Origin of the sequence: Arhodomonas sp. AD133, assembly GCF_051195215.1 — a bacterium.
In the GTDB taxonomy this organism is placed as follows: domain Bacteria; phylum Pseudomonadota; class Gammaproteobacteria; order Nitrococcales; family Nitrococcaceae; genus Arhodomonas.
In genome coordinates this window covers 1-14,506 of sequence record NZ_JBNAZM010000021.1, presented here as the reverse complement: position 1 = coordinate 14,506, position 14,506 = coordinate 1, and the positions used below count along the sequence as shown (strand labels likewise).

The following is a 14,506-nucleotide window of genomic DNA, read 5'->3' as shown; positions in this document are numbered from 1 at the left end:
CGTGCTACTCCTCCTCGGCGAGCACCTTCTGGTAGGCGTCCGCGTCCATCAGCTCCTCGACAGCGTCGGGGCTCGCCGGCCGCAGCTTGAACAGCCAACCCTCGCCGTACGGATCCTGATTGATGAGCTCCGGGGTATCCGCGAGCCGCTCGTTGACCTCGAGCACCTCACCGGCCATCGGGGCGTAGATATCGGATGCGGCCTTGACCGACTCAACCACGGCGACAGCGGCACCGGCTTCCACAGCACCGGGCTCGGGCAGCTCCACGAACACCAGGTCGCCGAGCGACTCCTGGGCGTGATCGGAAATGCCGATGGTCACATCACCGTCGCCACCAGGGCGGACCCACTCGTGGCTTCGGGTATATCTCAGATCGTTCGGGACTTCGCTCATGAATCATCCTCCCAACCGAATGCGGAAACCGCCCCGGGTCCCCGCAGCGTCAGCGAAATTTTCGGCTCATCAGCGTACCATTGTTGACCAGGTGACGTTTCATCGCAGCGCCCCCCTCGCACCGTATTGACGCGGTGGGATATCCTTCGGTCCAACGTCGTGGGCAGTCACCGCAGCATGAACGATAATGCGCCGGCGCCACGGCTGGATCGACAGGATGCGATCGCGCAAGCAATGCAGGGGGTAACGCGATGAAGCGGCTGATGCGAATGACCCGGTCGATGGCGCTGCTTGGGCTCCTCGGCCCGCTAGTCACGGCGCAGGCCGCCGGCGCCGACGATGGCACGGTGCGCATCCTGGTGCTCACCGATCTCACCGGCATTTACTCGGACTGGAGCGGCCAGGGATCGGTCGTCGCCGCGGAGATGGCGGCGGCGGAGACGGATGGTGAGGCGGCGGGTACCGACGTCGAGATCGTCGTCCGCGACTCCGGGCTCGACGCCGACACGGCGGTGGCACAACTGCGGGAGGTCAATGCCGACACGCCCGTGGACATGGTGGTCGGGCTGTCATCCTCCAGCGCGGCCATTGCCGTGCAACGCTTTGCCGAGCGGCACGACATCATCACCCTGCACAGCGGCGCGAGCAGCGCGTTCTTCAGCGGCGAGGAGTGCTCGCCGCTGGCGGTGCAGTGGGGGTTCAACACCTACGCGCTCGCCCATTCCATCGCCGCCGGCCTGGTAAACGACGGCGCCAAACGCTGGCATTTCATCACGGCGGACTACAGCTTCGGACACGATGTTCAGCAGCAGGTCGCCGACGTGGTTACCGCCAACGGCGGCGAAGTGGTGGGCGAATCGCTGGTACCGTACCCGGCAAACCGCGACGAAATGACCCAGGCAGTGGCGGAAGCCGGTGATAGCGACGCTTCGGCGATCGGACTCGCCAACGCCGGCGAGGACCTGCAGCTCGCCATTCGCCAGATCTACGAGCAGGGGCTGGGCCGCGACGGTATCGCCCCCGTCGCCATCGAGTTCTACACCACTGACATCCGGCGGCTCGGCATTTACGTCACCGCGGGACTGCGCTTCGCAACGAGCTTCTACTGGAGCCGCAACGCCACCGCGCGCGAGTGGTCCCAGCGCTTCCAGGCCAAGCATGGCGCTCCCCCGACCTCGCCGCAGGCAGGCGTCTACTCGGCGACTCTGCACTATCTGGAAGCCGTGGAGGCAGCCGGGACGGATGCCCCAAAGGCAGTCATGGCCGCCATGCGGGAACGCCCGGTGGACGACGGTGTGTTCACCGATGACGGCGAGGTTCTCATCAACAGCCGCATGCGCCACGACATGCTGCTCGTCCAGGTCAAACAACCCACCAAGATCGAGCGGGCACGGGACTATCTCGAAATCACGGGGACAGTGCCCGGCCAGCAGGCGTTCCGCTCTCCGCAGGAGAGCGGCTGCCCGCTGGTCGACTGATATCCCCGCGGGCTCACCGCATGGCGAGCGGCAACTCGCCGGCAAGCCCCATGGCCTGCCGCATGAATCGGCGGCGCACCGGCGCAAGCCGCTCGGTGAGGCGAAACCCGAAACCCCGGGCGGCCACCAGCGCGGGATCGTGGCGGGTGAACGCTTCGTGAAAGGCATCCATGGCAATCTGCATGAGCAGGTTGTCACCGCGGCGCCTGCGCTCGAAGCGCCGCAGGCGCGCCACCCCGCCCGGGTCACCGCCACGGTCAACGGCGGCGGATACCTCGTCGGCCAGCGTCGCGGCGTCGCGCAACCCCAGATTGGCGCCCTGGCCGGCCAGCGGATGGATGACGTGTGCAGCATCCCCGACCAGCGCCAGCCGCTCGCCGACATAGCGCTCGGCGTGCAACCGCGCAAGGGAGAAACGCGCGCGCGGGCCGCTCGCCTCGATACCGCCCACCAGATCACCAGCGGCCTCCGCAAGCATGGCGATGAACGCCTCATCGCCGAGCGAGGTCACGGTCTCCGCCTCCGACCGCGGCAGCGACCATACGATGGAACACCGTCCGTCGGCGAGCGGCAGGAACGCGACCGGGCCGCCGCGCAGAAAGCGCTGGCGGGCAACACCATCATGCCGGGCGCCGGTGGTCACCGTCGCAACGACCGCCTCCTGGCCGTAATCGGCTCGACGCGCGTGTATACCGGCCTGCTCGCGTATCGCCGACGACGCGCCGTCCGCGCCCACGAGTAACCGGGTAGCGAACCGGCGACCGTCGCTGAGCCCGAGTTCCAGCGCCTGCCCCGCAGGACGCCATTGCTCGACGGCCGCAGGGGCGAACCGATCCACGCCGGCTTGCTCCGCGGCACGGGCGAGCATGGCACACACCAGCTCGTTCTCGACGATGTGGCCCAGGTGCGGCTCGCCCACGTCCGCCGCTTCGAAACGCACGCGGGCCCCGCCCTCGCCGTCTTCCGCGCTGACCGCCTCGAAACGTCCGGCGCGCACGTCGGTAATAGCATCCCACACGCCCAGCCTGCGTAGCCAGCGTTCGCTGGCGACATTGAGCGCGGAGACGCGCTGGCGCACCTCGCCACCGCGCCACTGTTGTGCGGGCACTCTGTCCACGAGCGCGGTGCGAGCGCCGCTGCGAGCCACGGCTACCGCCAGCGCCAGGCCCACCATGCCGGCCCCCTGGACAACGACGTCGTAGCGGGATCCTTTCATGGCGACTCCACGAGAGGCAGCCCACGGGCGAGGCGCGGCTGGCGACCGGCGCGGCCCATGGCCTGATGCATGAGGTAGCGACGGGCCCCGGGAAACAGGTCAAGGCCCAGCAGTGCGGCGTTGCGCCCGAGCGTCAATCCGGGAAGGCGGTTGGAGAACGCATGCACCAGCAGATCCGTGAACGCAAAGGTCCGGCGATAGTCGTTCTGGCGCGCGGCTGCATACCCCGCCAGCAGCCCGGGACCACCGCAATCGCCATCGGCAGTGACCGTGGTGGTCACCCGCTCGGCGAGTTCGGCGACGTCGCGCAGGGCGAGATTGAAACCCTGCCCGGCCACCGGATGCAGCGTATGGGCGGCATTGCCGAGCACCACGGCGCGGCCGGCGGTCATGCGCTCGGCACTGACCGCCCGCAGGGGGTAGACGGATCGCTCGCCGGCGGCCTGCAGTCGTCCGAGACGCCAACCGAAACGCCGCTGAAGAACGGCGAGAAAGGGGGCCTCGTCCAGGGCGGCAATGTCGGTGGCCTCGGCGTGAGGCATCGTCCAGACCAGCGCCATTCGGCCGCTGCCGGCGGGCAGGAGGGCGAGAGGCCCCGAGCGGGTGAAACGCTCGAAAGCGCGACCGGCAGGGCTGCGTTCCGCGCACACATTGGCAACCACCGCACTCTGCCCGTAATCCCGTTTGCGCAGGCCGATACCCAGTGCCTGACGTATCGGTGATTCCGCGCCATCGGCCACGGCGAGTAACCGGCCGGTGAGCGTGCGGTCTTCGCCCTCGGCGGTCACGTGAACGCGAACGGGCCCATCGGCCGGTGCGTTCACGGACTCCACCCGCGCCGGCGCAAGCCAGTCCACGTCGGAGGCCTTCGCCAGTGCCGGCTGCAGCACGGCGCCCAGCACCCGGTTCGGCACGACGTGGCCGAGAGCATCAAGGCCCTCGGCCTCGGCATGCATGCGGGTGAAGCCGAAGCCGCCACGCTCGGAGACGTGGATACTGCGGATTACGCTCGCCTCGGCAGCGATCGCCTGCCACAGCCCCAGCGCCTCGAACAGACGCCGGCTCGACGGCGCCAGCGCGGTCTGGCGTTCATCGAAGCTCGGCTGCCCGGGCGCCCCGGGCGGCACCGCCTCGACCACGGCAACGTGCGCCCCGGTACCTCGCAGTGCGGCGGCGAGGCTCGCCCCCACCAGGCCGCCGCCGGCAATGATGAGATCGTAATCGCTCATCCGGCCATCAGCGCCTCGATCTCGTCGATGCGCTTGGGCACATCGGCGGTCATCACCTCGCAACCGTCGCCAGTGACGACGACATCGTCCTCGATGCGCACACCAATGCCGTGGAAACGCTCGTCCACCCCCTCGCTTCCCGGGGGAATGTAGAGGCCGGGCTCGACAGTGAGCGTCATCCCGGGCTCGAGCTGACGCCACTGGCCATCCACGCGGTAATCGCCGACGTCGTGCACATCCAGCCCAAGCCAGTGGCCGGTGCGGTGCATGAAAAACCGCCGGTAGTCGCCGGACTCCATAATCGCCCCACGCTCGCCACTGACCAGCCCGAGCTCGAGCATGCCGTCCACCAGGACTTCGGTGGCCACCTCGTGGGGGCGATTCCAGTGATTGTCCGGGTGGACGGCCTCTATCGCCGCATGCTGGGCGGCGAGCACGACTTCGTAGACCGCTCGCTGCTCCGCGTTGAAGCGCCCGTTGATCGGGAAGGTTCGGGTGATGTCGGACGCGTAATTCTCCAGCTCCACGCCGGCATCGATGAGCAGCAGGTCGCCATCGCGCAGTTGGCCGTCATTCCGGATGTAGTGGAGCACGCACGCATTGGCGCCCGCGCCGACGATGGACGGATAGGCCGGCTCGCCGTTGTGGCGCCTGAATTCGGCCAGGTATTCCGCCTCGATCTCGTACTCCCGCATCCCGGGGCGACATACCTGCATGGCAAGGCAATGCGCCTGCGCCGCGACACGGGCGGCGCGGCGCATGACCTTGAGCTCGGCGGCGCTCTTCACGAGGCGCTGCTCATGGAGGAGGTGTTCGAGGGCGACGTACTCGCCGGGGCTGCGAACGCCGGCCCGCACACGGGCACGCACCTGGTTGATCCAGCCCATGAACTGCGCGTCGAACTCCGCGTTCGCCCCGAGCGTGCAGTAAACCCGCTCCCGCCCTTCGATGAGGCCGGGCAGAATCTCGTCGATATCATCGATGGGAAAGGCGTCATCGGCACCGTAGTCGCTCACCGCGCGTTGCTGGCCGACGATCTCGCCGTCCCAGATCTCCCGCTCGGGCTCACGTTCGCGGCAGAAAAGGATGTATTCCCCCTGCTCGCGTCCGGGCGCCAGCACCGCCACCGCGTCCGGTTCGCCGAAGCCGGTGAGATACCAGAAGTCGCTGTCCTGGCGATACGGGTAGAAAACGTCGCGATTGCGTCGCTGCTCCGGCGCCGCGGGCAGGATGGCGATACCGTTGTCGCCCATGCTCTGCATCAGGTCGCGGCGACGCCGCGCGAACTCGCTCGATTCCATGTCACCTCCCGGTTGGACCCCGCCAGCGGGGCCCGTGGTCTGGGGCTGTCGGCTATCCCCGGCACGGCGCGCCCGGGGCGCCGCGACGGGCCCTGGTCAATGCAGGCGCTTGTCCGTGCCGTTGCGGTCTGTGCTCTGCGGCGCACGGCGCGGCGCGTTGGCGTGTTCCTGGACAAGCAGCGCACCCATACGCACGTACTCCACGAGCTCGGCGTAGGCCGTCTCGGTTTCTTCATCCGCCTCGGGATCGTCTTCCACCCGGGCGATTTCGGCGAAGTCGGAGAGCACCTCGTCCATTTCCCTGGGCCGGTCGCCCGACTCGGAAATGCCGCCGAGGGCGATGCCGAGGAGAAACCCCTCACACCAGCGTCCGAGTGCCGCCGCGCGCTCACCGATTGGCGCATCCTCGGCCGGCAGCAGCGGCTCGAAACGCAGATCCTCGTCGTCCATGGCCTCGGTGGTATCGGTGAACAGCTGCGTGAGCAGTGTGAGGCACGCCTTGGCGGCATCGCCGCGGGCATGCGCGTCCTCGAGTACCTGGGCGATCCAGCGCGCCTGCTGTGCCTCCCCGGGACCGCTCAACATGCCGCAGAGAATCCCGTGGGCCTCGGCAGCGGTGGTCTCCGCTTCGACGGCGGCGAGTGCGTCGTCGAGCTCGTGGTAGAGTTCTATATCGGGCATCGGTCTGACTCCGCCAGGGTCGGCCGGTTCCCGGCGAGACATCCGGGACCACGTGATCGTCACTGAGCTTCTCGGAGGCAACGGCATGGACACGGCCGTCCGCTCAACCGCCGCGCACGACCTCCGAGCCGGCCGCTGCGCCACAATCCGGCGACGCGGGCCGGGGCCCATTGCCTTCGAGGCAATCGGCACGCCCATATCCTATCATCGCGTTGACCCTCCCTGCGCCCGCTTCTATAGTCGCAGCGAGTCATCCGGGAGCCTGCCAGGTGTCTGATTCCCTTACCGAACACATCGACCGGCTGGAGCGGCGCGTCGACGAGCTGCTCGCGTTGTGCGAACGCCTCCATGAGGAGAATCGCATGCTGCGCGATTCGCAGGAGGCGCTCAACGCCGAACGCGCTCATCTGCTGGAGAAAAACGAGCACGCTCGCTCGCGTATCGAGGCGATGATCAGCCGCCTCAAGGCCATGGAGAGCCACTGACCATGAGCGAGGAACCGGTCAAGGTGCGCATTCTCGACCGCGAGTACCTGGTCGCCTGCGCGCCGGAGGAACGTGACAGCCTGCTGGAGGCCGCCGCCTATCTCGACCGCCACATGCGCGAGATCCGTGACTCGGGCAAGATCGTCGGCAGCGAGCGGATCGCGGTCATGGCGGCACTCAACATTGCCAGCGATCTGCTCGTCGAACGCCGCCGGGTGAGCGACGACGACCAGGCCCTGCGCCGCGTGGCAAGCCTGGAGCGCCGCATCGCACGGGTACTCGACCGTGAGAGCGATTCCGCCCTCGGCTACGGACGCCAGGCCCCCGATAACGAGAGCTGACGCAACCCACTTCGCGGGCGCGTGATGTCGTGATGTAACGGGACGGGACGCAGCCCCGGCTGGCCGCGAATCCCCGCCCCCTTGACGATCGGTCATCGCTGCCGGAGTCCTATTCGAACCGGCGCCAACTCCGGGCGGATGCCTCGTGGGGCACGGATGTACCGCATCCTGACCCGGCGTTGACCCGGCGTTGCGCGTCCTGTCGCAACTCGTGAGCTCGCCCGCTCCCCGTACTGGACGTCAGCCCCCGGCCTCCGGCAAGATAATGTCGTGACATCCCCTGCGGTGTTCGAGAGCGAGCCATACGTTTTCTTGAGCCGACACTTAGTCGCCTAGGGGACATACGCGTAGCGGCACTGGTGTGCACGTCCGCCATGTTGCGGAAAGCCTAAAGGGTCGCTCGCCGTCCCCACCTGAACCGAAGGGTTCAAGGGCGATGCTCGCACGGCACCAGGCGGGGGGTGTCCTTATGAATTCCGCCGATCACCCGCCCGGGCGGTCGGAACGCAGGCGCTGCGGCGGCCGCGAGCTGCGCGCGCAGGCGAGCGCGACACCGGATTCCATGAGCCGCATGAGCGACGTTGACATCACCGCCGCCGCGGGCGGCTCCCGCCAGGAGCTTCGCCGCGAAATGCGGCGGGCGCGGCGCCGACTGCCCCAGCGCATGCAAAGGCGCGCGGCACAGTGTTTGCTTCGGGCGCTGACCCGCGCACCACTATGGCGGAACGTCCGTCACCTCGCCGCGTTTGCCAGCGCCGATGGCGAACCCGACCTCTGGCCCTTGATGCATGCCGCCCATCGTGCCGGTCGCCAGATCTATCTCCCCGTCGTCACGGCGGCCGGAGCGCCCCTGTCGTTTCGCCAGTGGTGGCCCGGCCAGCGCCTGACCGACAATCGGTTCGGCATCCCCGAACCGCCCGCAGACGCGCCGCGACGTCCCGCACGGCACCTGGACGTCGTGCTCACGCCGCTGGTGGCTTTCGACGCCACGGGCAACCGTCTCGGCATGGGCGGGGGGTTCTACGACCGCACTTTCGCGTTCCTCCACCGTCGTCGACGCTGGCATCATCCCCGGCTCATCGGCATCGCACATGCGTTTCAGCAGGTGCCCTCGCTCTCCACCGAGCCCTGGGACGTGCCGTTGTGGGGTGTGCTCACGCCCGAGGCCCTCCGACGCTTTCCCCTGCGCGGCCACTAGCGCGCTCCGCATCAACCCGGCGACGACCCGGAAGGCCGGTCAGGGCCGTCCGCCCCACCGGCGAATGCATCCCGCGGTGGCCAGCCCTATCCCGGGGCAGCCGCGTCGATGGTCTGCAGCGCACAGGACGTGCCGTACCCACGCCCGCCAGCATCGCTTAGCGACAGTGCCGGCGACGTGCGAGAATCGCCGTCCATCCGCCGCAGGAGGAAACGCCGTGAGCTACTGGCTGATGAAGTCCGAACCCGACGTGTACGGCATCGACGACCTGGCCGCGGAGCCTGGCCAGACCGATCACTGGGACGGCGTGCGCAACTACCAGGTCCGCAACATGATGCGCGACCAGATGCGCGAAGGCGACCTGGCCTTCTTCTACCACTCCAACACCAAGGTGCCGGGCATCGCCGGCATCATGGAGATCGTCCGCGAAGGCTACCCGGACCACACCGCCTTCGACCCGGACTCCAAGTACTACGACCCGAAGAGCGACCCCGACAACCCGCGCTGGTACATGGTGGACGTACGCTTCAAGCGCAAGCTCGACCGGGTCATACCGCTGACCGAGCTCAAAGCGAATCCGGCGCTGGCCGACATGCCCCTGGTCAAGCGTGGCAACCGCCTGTCCATCATGCCGGTGAGCGAGGCGCAGTGGCAGGCGATCCTCGACATGGAGCGCGCGACAGTGGAGTGAGTCAGGCCAGGCGCTTCAGATACACACGGGAGTTGCGCTGGTAGTTGTACATCGCCCGGCGACTGCCGGGCAGCGCATCAGCAGGCACGCGCTCGAAACCACGCTCCTGGAACCAGTGGGCGGTGCGCGTGGTGAGCACGAACAGCGCCTCGAACCCGCGTGACCGGGCCTCCGCCTCCAGGCGTGCGAGCAGGCGGTCGCCCCGGGCACCGCAGCGATACTCCGGGTGCACCACGAAGCAGGCAAGCTCGGCCATCGCCGCATCCGGCATGGGATGCAGGGCACCGCAAGCCACGATGGTGCCTTCCCGTTCCATGACCGTGAAATCGGCGATTTCGCTCTCCAGACGCTCCCGGGAGCGGCGCACCAGTGTGCCGTCACGCTCCAGTGGCTCGATCAACGCCAGAATGCCGCCCACGTCCTCGATGCTCGCCCGGCGCGTACGTTCGAACGATTGTGCCGTAATGAGCGTGCCCACGCCGTCACGGGTGAACAGCTCCATGAGCAGCGCACCGTCCCGGGCGCGGTCGAGCAGGTGCACGCGACGCACGCCACCGTGGCATGCTTCCACGGCACCCCGGAGCAGCCGGGTGAGCTCCTCGGACAGCCCCTCACGATCGCGCAGGTAACCGCGGGTTTCGTCCGTGGTCATCTGCCGCACCAGCTTGCCGCTGTCGTCGACCACCCGCTGGCCGTCGAGCAGATAGAGCAGCTTCTCGGCACGCAACGCGCGCGCGGTGGCGAAGGCCACATCCTCACTGTAGAGATTGAAGACCTCGCCGGTGGGGGAGTAACCCAGTGGCGAGACCAGCACGACGGCACCGTCCTCGAGGCGCTGGTGAATGGCGTCGGCGTCCACCCGGCGGACCTCGCCGGTGTGCAGATAATCCACGCCTCCGTGCACGCCGTAGGGCTTCGCCATGACGAAGTTGCCCGACGCGGCGCGAACCCGCAGCCCGGCCATGGGCGAGTTGGCGAGCCCCATGGACAGCCGTGCCTCCAGCTCCAGACGCACCTCCCCCACGGCCTCGCGCACGCACTCCAGGGCGGTATCGTCGGTGACGCGCCGGCCGGCGACATAATGCATCTCCGCCCCGCGGCTCGCCAGGCGCCGCTCCACCTGGGGACGGGCACCGGGCACCAGAACGATGCGAACGCCAAGGCTGTTAAGCAGGGCCACGTCATGCACGAGCGAGGCGAGCGTGCCATCGGCGACGGCCTCGCCCCCGAAGGCGATCACGAAGGTGGCGCCACGGTGGGCATTGATGTACGGCGCCCCCTGACGAAAGACCTTGACCAGTTCCGTCAGCGCCTCGCTCATGCACGGGGCTCCAGACAGAAGCGCTGGATGAAGCGCCGCAACAGCGCCACCGTAGGGTCGAGCCGGTCCATGGCGAGATACTCGTCGGGTTGGTGCGCCTGGGCGATATCACCCGGCCCGAGCACCACGACGTCCATGCCCAGATCACGCAGCCAGGGCCCTTCCGTGCCGAAAGCCACCGCCCCGGCCTCATGACCGGTGAGCTCGGCGGCTGCCCCGACCAGCTCGGCGGTTTCCGGCGTCTCCAGTGGTGGCTGCCCCGGGAAGAGCGAACGCACCGCGATCTCGCCGGGGTAATCGTCGAGAACGTCACGAAGTCGCCGCTCCACCTCGGCGCGGAGCACGGCGAGCTCCATGCCCGGCAACGGCCGGACATCGAAGTGCAGCTCCGCCGACCCGCAGATCCGGTTGGGATTGTCCCCGCCGTGGATATGCCCGAGATTGAGCGTCGGCTGTGGTACTTCGAAACGCACGTCGCGATAACGTGTGGCGAGCTCGTCCCTCCATGCCAGGAGCTCATTGAGCACCCGGGTCATCCCCTCCAGGGCGTTGATGCCCAGACTCGGGTCACTGGAGTGCCCGGAGCGTCCGGTTATGCGCACCGCCTCCATCATCACGCCCTTGTGCAGACGGATGGGGCGCAAGCCCGTGGGCTCGCCGATCAACGCGTGGCGCCCGGGTGCACGCCCGTCCGCGGCAAGCGCCTTGGCCCCCGCCATGCCCGACTCTTCGTCGGCGGTGGCCAGCAATACAAGGGGCTCGGCGAGCTTCGCCGGATCCACCGTGCGGGCCGCCTCCAGCGCCAGGGCGAGGAACGCCTTCATGTCACTGGTACCGAGCCCGTAGAGGCGGCCGTCCCGCTCGGTCAGCGTAAACGGATCGCTGGCCCACAGATCACCGTCGTACGGCACGGTATCGGTGTGACCGGCGAGCACCAGCCCGCCCTCGCCGCGCCCGAGGGTCGCGACCAGGTTGGCCTTGTGCGGCTCCCCCGGCAGGGGACAGATGTCCACGGCGAACCCGAGCGCCTCGCACCACTCGGCGAGCCGGTCGATGACGGCACGGTTTCCCTGATCGAGCTGCGGGCTGACGCTGCTCACCGATGGCAGTGCCACGAGCTCGGCGATCATTTGCCTGAGGCTGGGCAGAGCGGCCATGAGCCCTCCTCGCAATGGATGATGGTGAACTCAGACTGCGACGAGTCGTGCTCCGCCGCAAGGATGGGCCGGACCGCGACGCGGCCCGGCGATCAGAGATCGCCCCAGCTCGATCGCCGTCGCCAGCGGATACGGGTAATGATGATGCCCACGATCATACCGGCGAACAGTACCCCGGCGCCCACCAGGAACCAGTCCTGGCGGCTGCGGTCGGAGAGACGCTCGGTTTCGTTGACGAGGTCCTGGATCCGCCGTTCCAGATCGATGACCTGTTTCTTCAGGCGCTTGTTCTCCTCGGAGAGCTCGAGGCCCTGGCGGGCGGCATCGAGCTTCTGCGAAAGCGCCTCACGCGAGCCGGACAGCGAATCGATGCGCCCTTCGGCCTGCTGCAACGCCTGCTCGGTCTGGGTGAGCTTCTGGCTGAGCGCCTGGTTGCGCTCGCGCACGGTCTCGAGCTCGGCGGCCACCTCGTCGAGCCGCTCGGCGGCAGGGCGCTCGCTGCTCAGATACTGCGACGGCACCCAGCCCGTCTGGCCGCCCGGCGCACGCACCTGGGTCCAGCCATCACGGCTATCGAGCAGCTCCAGCGGCGTGCCCGTGGTCAACAGCTCCGTGATCCGGAAACCGTTGCCCGGGCCGCTACGCAGATTGATACGGAACTCATCGGTTACGTAACGCGTCGCAGCAAAGGAGGCCGAGGCCACGGTAAGCAGCAAGACGATGACAATCGCGCGGAACGCCTGTCGCACGGATGCACTCCATAACGGTCAATGGGCCCCCTCGAGACCGCGGATTGTAGCCGATGGCCGGCTTCGGATAACAGCCAGGCAGGGCGCCGGCCCGGCCCCGGTGACCATCGTGGGCTGTTGCTCATACCACCGGGACAGGCACAATAGCCCCCCCGCCGACAACCGCGCGACGCCATGACCGATAGCGATCTGTTCCTGAAAAAGGGCGAAGACCGCCGCCTGCGTGCCGGACACCTGTGGGTGTTCAGCAACGAGGTGGACACGGCACGATCGCCGCTCACCGCCCTCACGCCCGGGCAACCGGTAATCGTTCGCGCCCACAATGGCCGCGCGATCGGCTGCGGCTACGCCAACCCGCATTCGCTGATCTGTGCTCGCCTGGTCGGCCGCGGCACCGAGCACGCCCTCGGCGAGTCGCTGCTGGTACATCGCCTCAAAGTGGCACTGTCCCTGCGCGAGCGCCTGTACGCGACCCCCTACTACCGCCTCGTCCACGGCGAGGGCGACGGTCTCCCCGGGCTCGTGGTGGACCGCTTCGGCGACACGGCGGTGGTACAGATCAACACCGCCGGCATGGAGCAGGTGCGCGAGGCCATCGTCACCGCGCTGGAACGCGTCATCGCCCCGGCACACATCCTGCTGCGGTGTGACAGCCCGATGCGCGAGCTCGAGGGCCTGGAACGCTATGTGGCCTGGGCGGACGAGGAAGGCCCGGAGACGCTCGCGGTCATGGAGCACGGCGCCCACTTCACCGTGCCAGCCGTGACCGGGCAGAAAACCGGGTGGTACTACGACCATGGCGCCAACCGCGCCGCGGTGCTGCCCTGGGTGGGCGGCCGGCGCGTGCTCGACCTGTTCAGCTACGCCGGCGCCTGGGGCATCGAGGCCGCCTGCGCCGGTGCCGACGCGGTGCTCACCGTGGACGCTTCCCGGGAAGCCTGTGACGCCGCGGCGGACAACGCGGAAGCCAATAACGTCAGCGACCGGGTGGATGTCGCCTGCGGCGACGTTTTCGACGTACTCACCGCATTGCGCGAGGACCGGGAACGCTTCGACGTGGTGATCGCCGATCCACCCGCGTTCATCAAGCGGCGCAAGGACCGGCGTAACGGCCTCGCGGCCTATCGCCGCCTCAACCAGGCAGCCATGCAGGTACTCGCCCGCGACGGTCTGCTCGTCTCCGCTTCGTGCTCGGCGCATCTCGACGAGCAGGACTTCCTGCGCACTCTGCTCGGCGCCGCCCGCCACCTGGACCGTAGCCTCCAGGTCACGGCATTCGGTCAGCAGGGACCGGACCACCCCGTGCACCCGGCGATTCCCGAGACGCGTTACATCAAAGCGATCTTCGCCCGGGTACTCCACGCCGACTCCAGCCCTTGAAGGAACACCACGATGCTGACGTACCCGGACATCGACCCCATCGCGCTGCAAATCGGCCCGGTCGCCATTCACTGGTACGGCCTCATGTACGCGGTGGGCTTCCTCGGAGGGTGGTGGCTGGGGCGCATGCGCGCCCGGGCGTCGTGGCGGCCGATTCGTCCCGAGCAGATGGATGACCTGGTGCTGTTCGTCGCCATCGGCGTGATCGTCGGCGGACGGCTCGGCTACATGCTCTTCTACGGCAGCGCCCAGCTCGCCGATGACCCCCTATCCCTGTTCCGCGTCTGGGAAGGCGGCATGTCGTTCCACGGCGGGCTCATTGGCGTGTTGATCACCGTATGGCTGTTCGCCCGGCGCATCGGCCGGACGTTCATGGAGATCAGCGACTTCGTCGCACCCTTGGTGCCCATCGGCCTCGCCGCCGGACGCATCGGCAACTTCATCAATGGCGAGCTGTGGGGCGCGCCCACGAACCTGCCCTGGGGCATGGTCTACCCGCCCATGGGCCCGACACCGCGCCACCCGTCCCAGCTCTACGAGTTCGCCCTCGAGGGCGTGGCGCTGTTCGCGATCCTGTGGTGGTTCAGCCGCCGTCCGCGGCCCACCGGCGCCGTCGCCGGCATGTTCCTGCTCGGCTACGGCGTCTTCCGCTTCCTGGTGGAACTCGTACGCCTGCCCGACGCCCACATCGGCTATCTTGCCTGGGGCTGGGTGACGATGGGGCAGGTCTTGACGCTGCCGATGATCGTGGCAGGAGTGGCCTTTCTGGCGTGGACCTACCGCGGTGGCGCCGCGCGGAGAGTTTCAAGTTACTAATCTTCTCAGAAGTATTGTCATACGTCAGAGCACCACAGCGGCCCGGGGGCAAGACGCGTTCGCGCCGGC

At 68.2% G+C, this 14,506-nt stretch carries 15 protein-coding genes and 1 other RNA gene; 8 read left to right on the top strand and 8 right to left on the bottom strand.

Translation table 11 applies throughout. The annotated features are described in order from the left end of the window. Window positions 1-4: 4 nt before the first annotated feature. Window positions 5-394, bottom strand: coding sequence for a glycine cleavage system protein GcvH (gcvH, locus tag ACPEES_RS12845; RefSeq protein ID WP_435103897.1), 390 nt, complete (start codon window positions 392-394; stop codon window positions 5-7). A 251-nt stretch (window positions 395-645) separates the two neighbouring features. On the opposite strand from gcvH, the gene ACPEES_RS12840 reads away from it, so the two are divergent. Further along, window positions 646-1,872 carry an ABC transporter substrate-binding protein gene (locus ACPEES_RS12840; RefSeq protein ID WP_435103896.1) on the top strand — a complete coding sequence of 409 codons (1,227 nt, stop codon included), beginning with the start codon at window positions 646-648 and terminating at the stop codon, window positions 1,870-1,872. A gap of 13 nt (window positions 1,873-1,885) precedes the next feature. Here ACPEES_RS12840 and ACPEES_RS12835 read toward each other — a convergent pair whose 3' ends face one another. The 4 genes from ACPEES_RS12835 to ACPEES_RS12820 all read right to left on the bottom strand — a co-directional run bounded on the left by ACPEES_RS12835 (window position 1,886) and on the right by ACPEES_RS12820 (window position 6,299). After that, on the bottom strand, window positions 1,886-3,088 hold the full coding sequence (locus ACPEES_RS12835) for a UbiH/UbiF/VisC/COQ6 family ubiquinone biosynthesis hydroxylase (protein WP_435103895.1): 1,203 nt from the start codon (window positions 3,086-3,088) through the stop codon (window positions 1,886-1,888). Continuing rightward, the gene (ubiH, locus tag ACPEES_RS12830) at window positions 3,085-4,317 is read right to left on the bottom strand and encodes a 2-octaprenyl-6-methoxyphenyl hydroxylase (protein WP_435103894.1); all 1,233 of its coding nucleotides are present in this window, start codon (window positions 4,315-4,317) and stop codon (window positions 3,085-3,087) included. The genes ACPEES_RS12835 and ubiH overlap by 4 nt, the downstream gene beginning before the upstream one ends. Next, entirely contained in the window at window positions 4,314-5,618 is a 1,305-nt protein-coding gene (locus ACPEES_RS12825; RefSeq protein ID WP_435103893.1) for an aminopeptidase P N-terminal domain-containing protein, read from the bottom strand. Before ACPEES_RS12825 ends, ubiH begins: the two co-directional genes overlap by 4 nt. A gap of 96 nt (window positions 5,619-5,714) precedes the next feature. Further along, on the bottom strand, window positions 5,715-6,299 hold the full coding sequence (locus ACPEES_RS12820; RefSeq protein WP_435103892.1) for a UPF0149 family protein: 585 nt from the start codon (window positions 6,297-6,299) through the stop codon (window positions 5,715-5,717). Between the two features lie 269 nt (window positions 6,300-6,568). Here ACPEES_RS12820 and ACPEES_RS12815 point away from each other — a divergent pair, with 269 nt between their 5' ends. The 5 genes from ACPEES_RS12815 (at window position 6,569) to ACPEES_RS12795 (ending at window position 9,014) form a co-directional block, all read left to right on the top strand. Then, a complete protein-coding gene (locus tag ACPEES_RS12815; protein ID WP_435103891.1) occupies window positions 6,569-6,784 on the top strand; it encodes a TIGR02449 family protein in 216 nt (71 codons plus the stop codon). 2 nt (window positions 6,785-6,786) lie between these two features. Continuing rightward, the gene (locus tag ACPEES_RS12810; protein ID WP_435103890.1) at window positions 6,787-7,125 is read left to right on the top strand and encodes a cell division protein ZapA; all 339 of its coding nucleotides are present in this window, start codon (window positions 6,787-6,789) and stop codon (window positions 7,123-7,125) included. Window positions 7,126-7,399: 274 nt separating this feature from the next. Beyond that, a non-coding RNA gene (gene ssrS, locus ACPEES_RS12805) (6S RNA) lies at window positions 7,400-7,590 on the top strand. Window positions 7,591-7,696: 106 nt separating this feature from the next. After that, a complete protein-coding gene (locus tag ACPEES_RS12800) occupies window positions 7,697-8,323 on the top strand; it encodes a 5-formyltetrahydrofolate cyclo-ligase (RefSeq protein WP_435103889.1) in 627 nt (208 codons plus the stop codon). 217 nt (window positions 8,324-8,540) lie between these two features. Continuing rightward, window positions 8,541-9,014, top strand: a complete 474-nt coding sequence (locus ACPEES_RS12795; RefSeq protein WP_435103888.1) for an EVE domain-containing protein — start codon at window positions 8,541-8,543, stop codon at window positions 9,012-9,014. A 1-nt stretch (window position 9,015) separates the two neighbouring features. On the opposite strand, the gene argA is transcribed toward ACPEES_RS12795, so the two are convergent. From argA to ACPEES_RS12780, 3 genes are all read right to left on the bottom strand, one after another. Continuing rightward, on the bottom strand, window positions 9,016-10,335 hold the full coding sequence (gene argA / locus ACPEES_RS12790; RefSeq protein ID WP_435103887.1) for an amino-acid N-acetyltransferase: 1,320 nt from the start codon (window positions 10,333-10,335) through the stop codon (window positions 9,016-9,018). Next, window positions 10,332-11,492 (bottom strand): acetylornithine deacetylase, encoded by a 1,161-nt coding sequence (gene argE / locus ACPEES_RS12785; RefSeq protein WP_435103886.1) that lies wholly within the window; start codon window positions 11,490-11,492, stop codon window positions 10,332-10,334. Before argE ends, argA begins: the two co-directional genes overlap by 4 nt. A 92-nt stretch (window positions 11,493-11,584) precedes the next feature. Continuing rightward, entirely contained in the window at window positions 11,585-12,241 is a 657-nt protein-coding gene (locus ACPEES_RS12780) for a TIGR04211 family SH3 domain-containing protein (protein ID WP_435103885.1), read from the bottom strand. Window positions 12,242-12,415: 174 nt separating this feature from the next. Here ACPEES_RS12780 and ACPEES_RS12775 point away from each other — a divergent pair, with 174 nt between their 5' ends. Together ACPEES_RS12775 and lgt are read left to right on the top strand one after the other, a co-directional pair. Further along, a complete protein-coding gene (locus ACPEES_RS12775; protein ID WP_435103884.1) occupies window positions 12,416-13,621 on the top strand; it encodes a class I SAM-dependent rRNA methyltransferase in 1,206 nt (401 codons plus the stop codon). A gap of 12 nt (window positions 13,622-13,633) precedes the next feature. Further along, window positions 13,634-14,437: a prolipoprotein diacylglyceryl transferase gene (gene lgt / locus ACPEES_RS12770; protein WP_435103883.1), complete on the top strand. Its 804-nt coding sequence runs from the start codon at window positions 13,634-13,636 to the stop codon at window positions 14,435-14,437. The last annotated feature ends 69 nt before the right edge of the window (window positions 14,438-14,506 follow it).

Excerpts from the sequence above, each read along its gene's own strand:
- ACPEES_RS12825 (WP_435103893.1), bottom strand. The coding sequence starts at position 5,618 with ATGGAATCGAGCGAGTTCGCGCGGCGTCGCCGCGACCTGATGCAGAGC.
- ACPEES_RS12820 (WP_435103892.1), bottom strand. The coding sequence starts at position 6,299 with ATGCCCGATATAGAACTCTACCACGAGCTCGACGACGCACTCGCCGCC.
- argA (WP_435103887.1), bottom strand. The coding sequence starts at position 10,335 with ATGAGCGAGGCGCTGACGGAACTGGTCAAGGTCTTTCGTCAGGGGGCG.
- gcvH (WP_435103897.1), bottom strand. The coding sequence starts at position 394 with ATGAGCGAAGTCCCGAACGATCTGAGATATACCCGAAGCCACGAGTGG.
- ACPEES_RS12835 (WP_435103895.1), bottom strand. The coding sequence starts at position 3,088 with ATGAAAGGATCCCGCTACGACGTCGTTGTCCAGGGGGCCGGCATGGTG.
- ACPEES_RS12810 (WP_435103890.1), top strand. The coding sequence starts at position 6,787 with ATGAGCGAGGAACCGGTCAAGGTGCGCATTCTCGACCGCGAGTACCTG.
- ACPEES_RS12800 (WP_435103889.1), top strand. The coding sequence starts at position 7,697 with ATGAGCGACGTTGACATCACCGCCGCCGCGGGCGGCTCCCGCCAGGAG.
- ACPEES_RS12775 (WP_435103884.1), top strand. The coding sequence starts at position 12,416 with ATGACCGATAGCGATCTGTTCCTGAAAAAGGGCGAAGACCGCCGCCTG.
- argE (WP_435103886.1), bottom strand. The coding sequence starts at position 11,492 with ATGGCCGCTCTGCCCAGCCTCAGGCAAATGATCGCCGAGCTCGTGGCA.
- lgt (WP_435103883.1), top strand. The coding sequence starts at position 13,634 with ATGCTGACGTACCCGGACATCGACCCCATCGCGCTGCAAATCGGCCCG.
- ACPEES_RS12840 (WP_435103896.1), top strand. The coding sequence starts at position 646 with ATGAAGCGGCTGATGCGAATGACCCGGTCGATGGCGCTGCTTGGGCTC.
- ubiH (WP_435103894.1), bottom strand. The coding sequence starts at position 4,317 with ATGAGCGATTACGATCTCATCATTGCCGGCGGCGGCCTGGTGGGGGCG.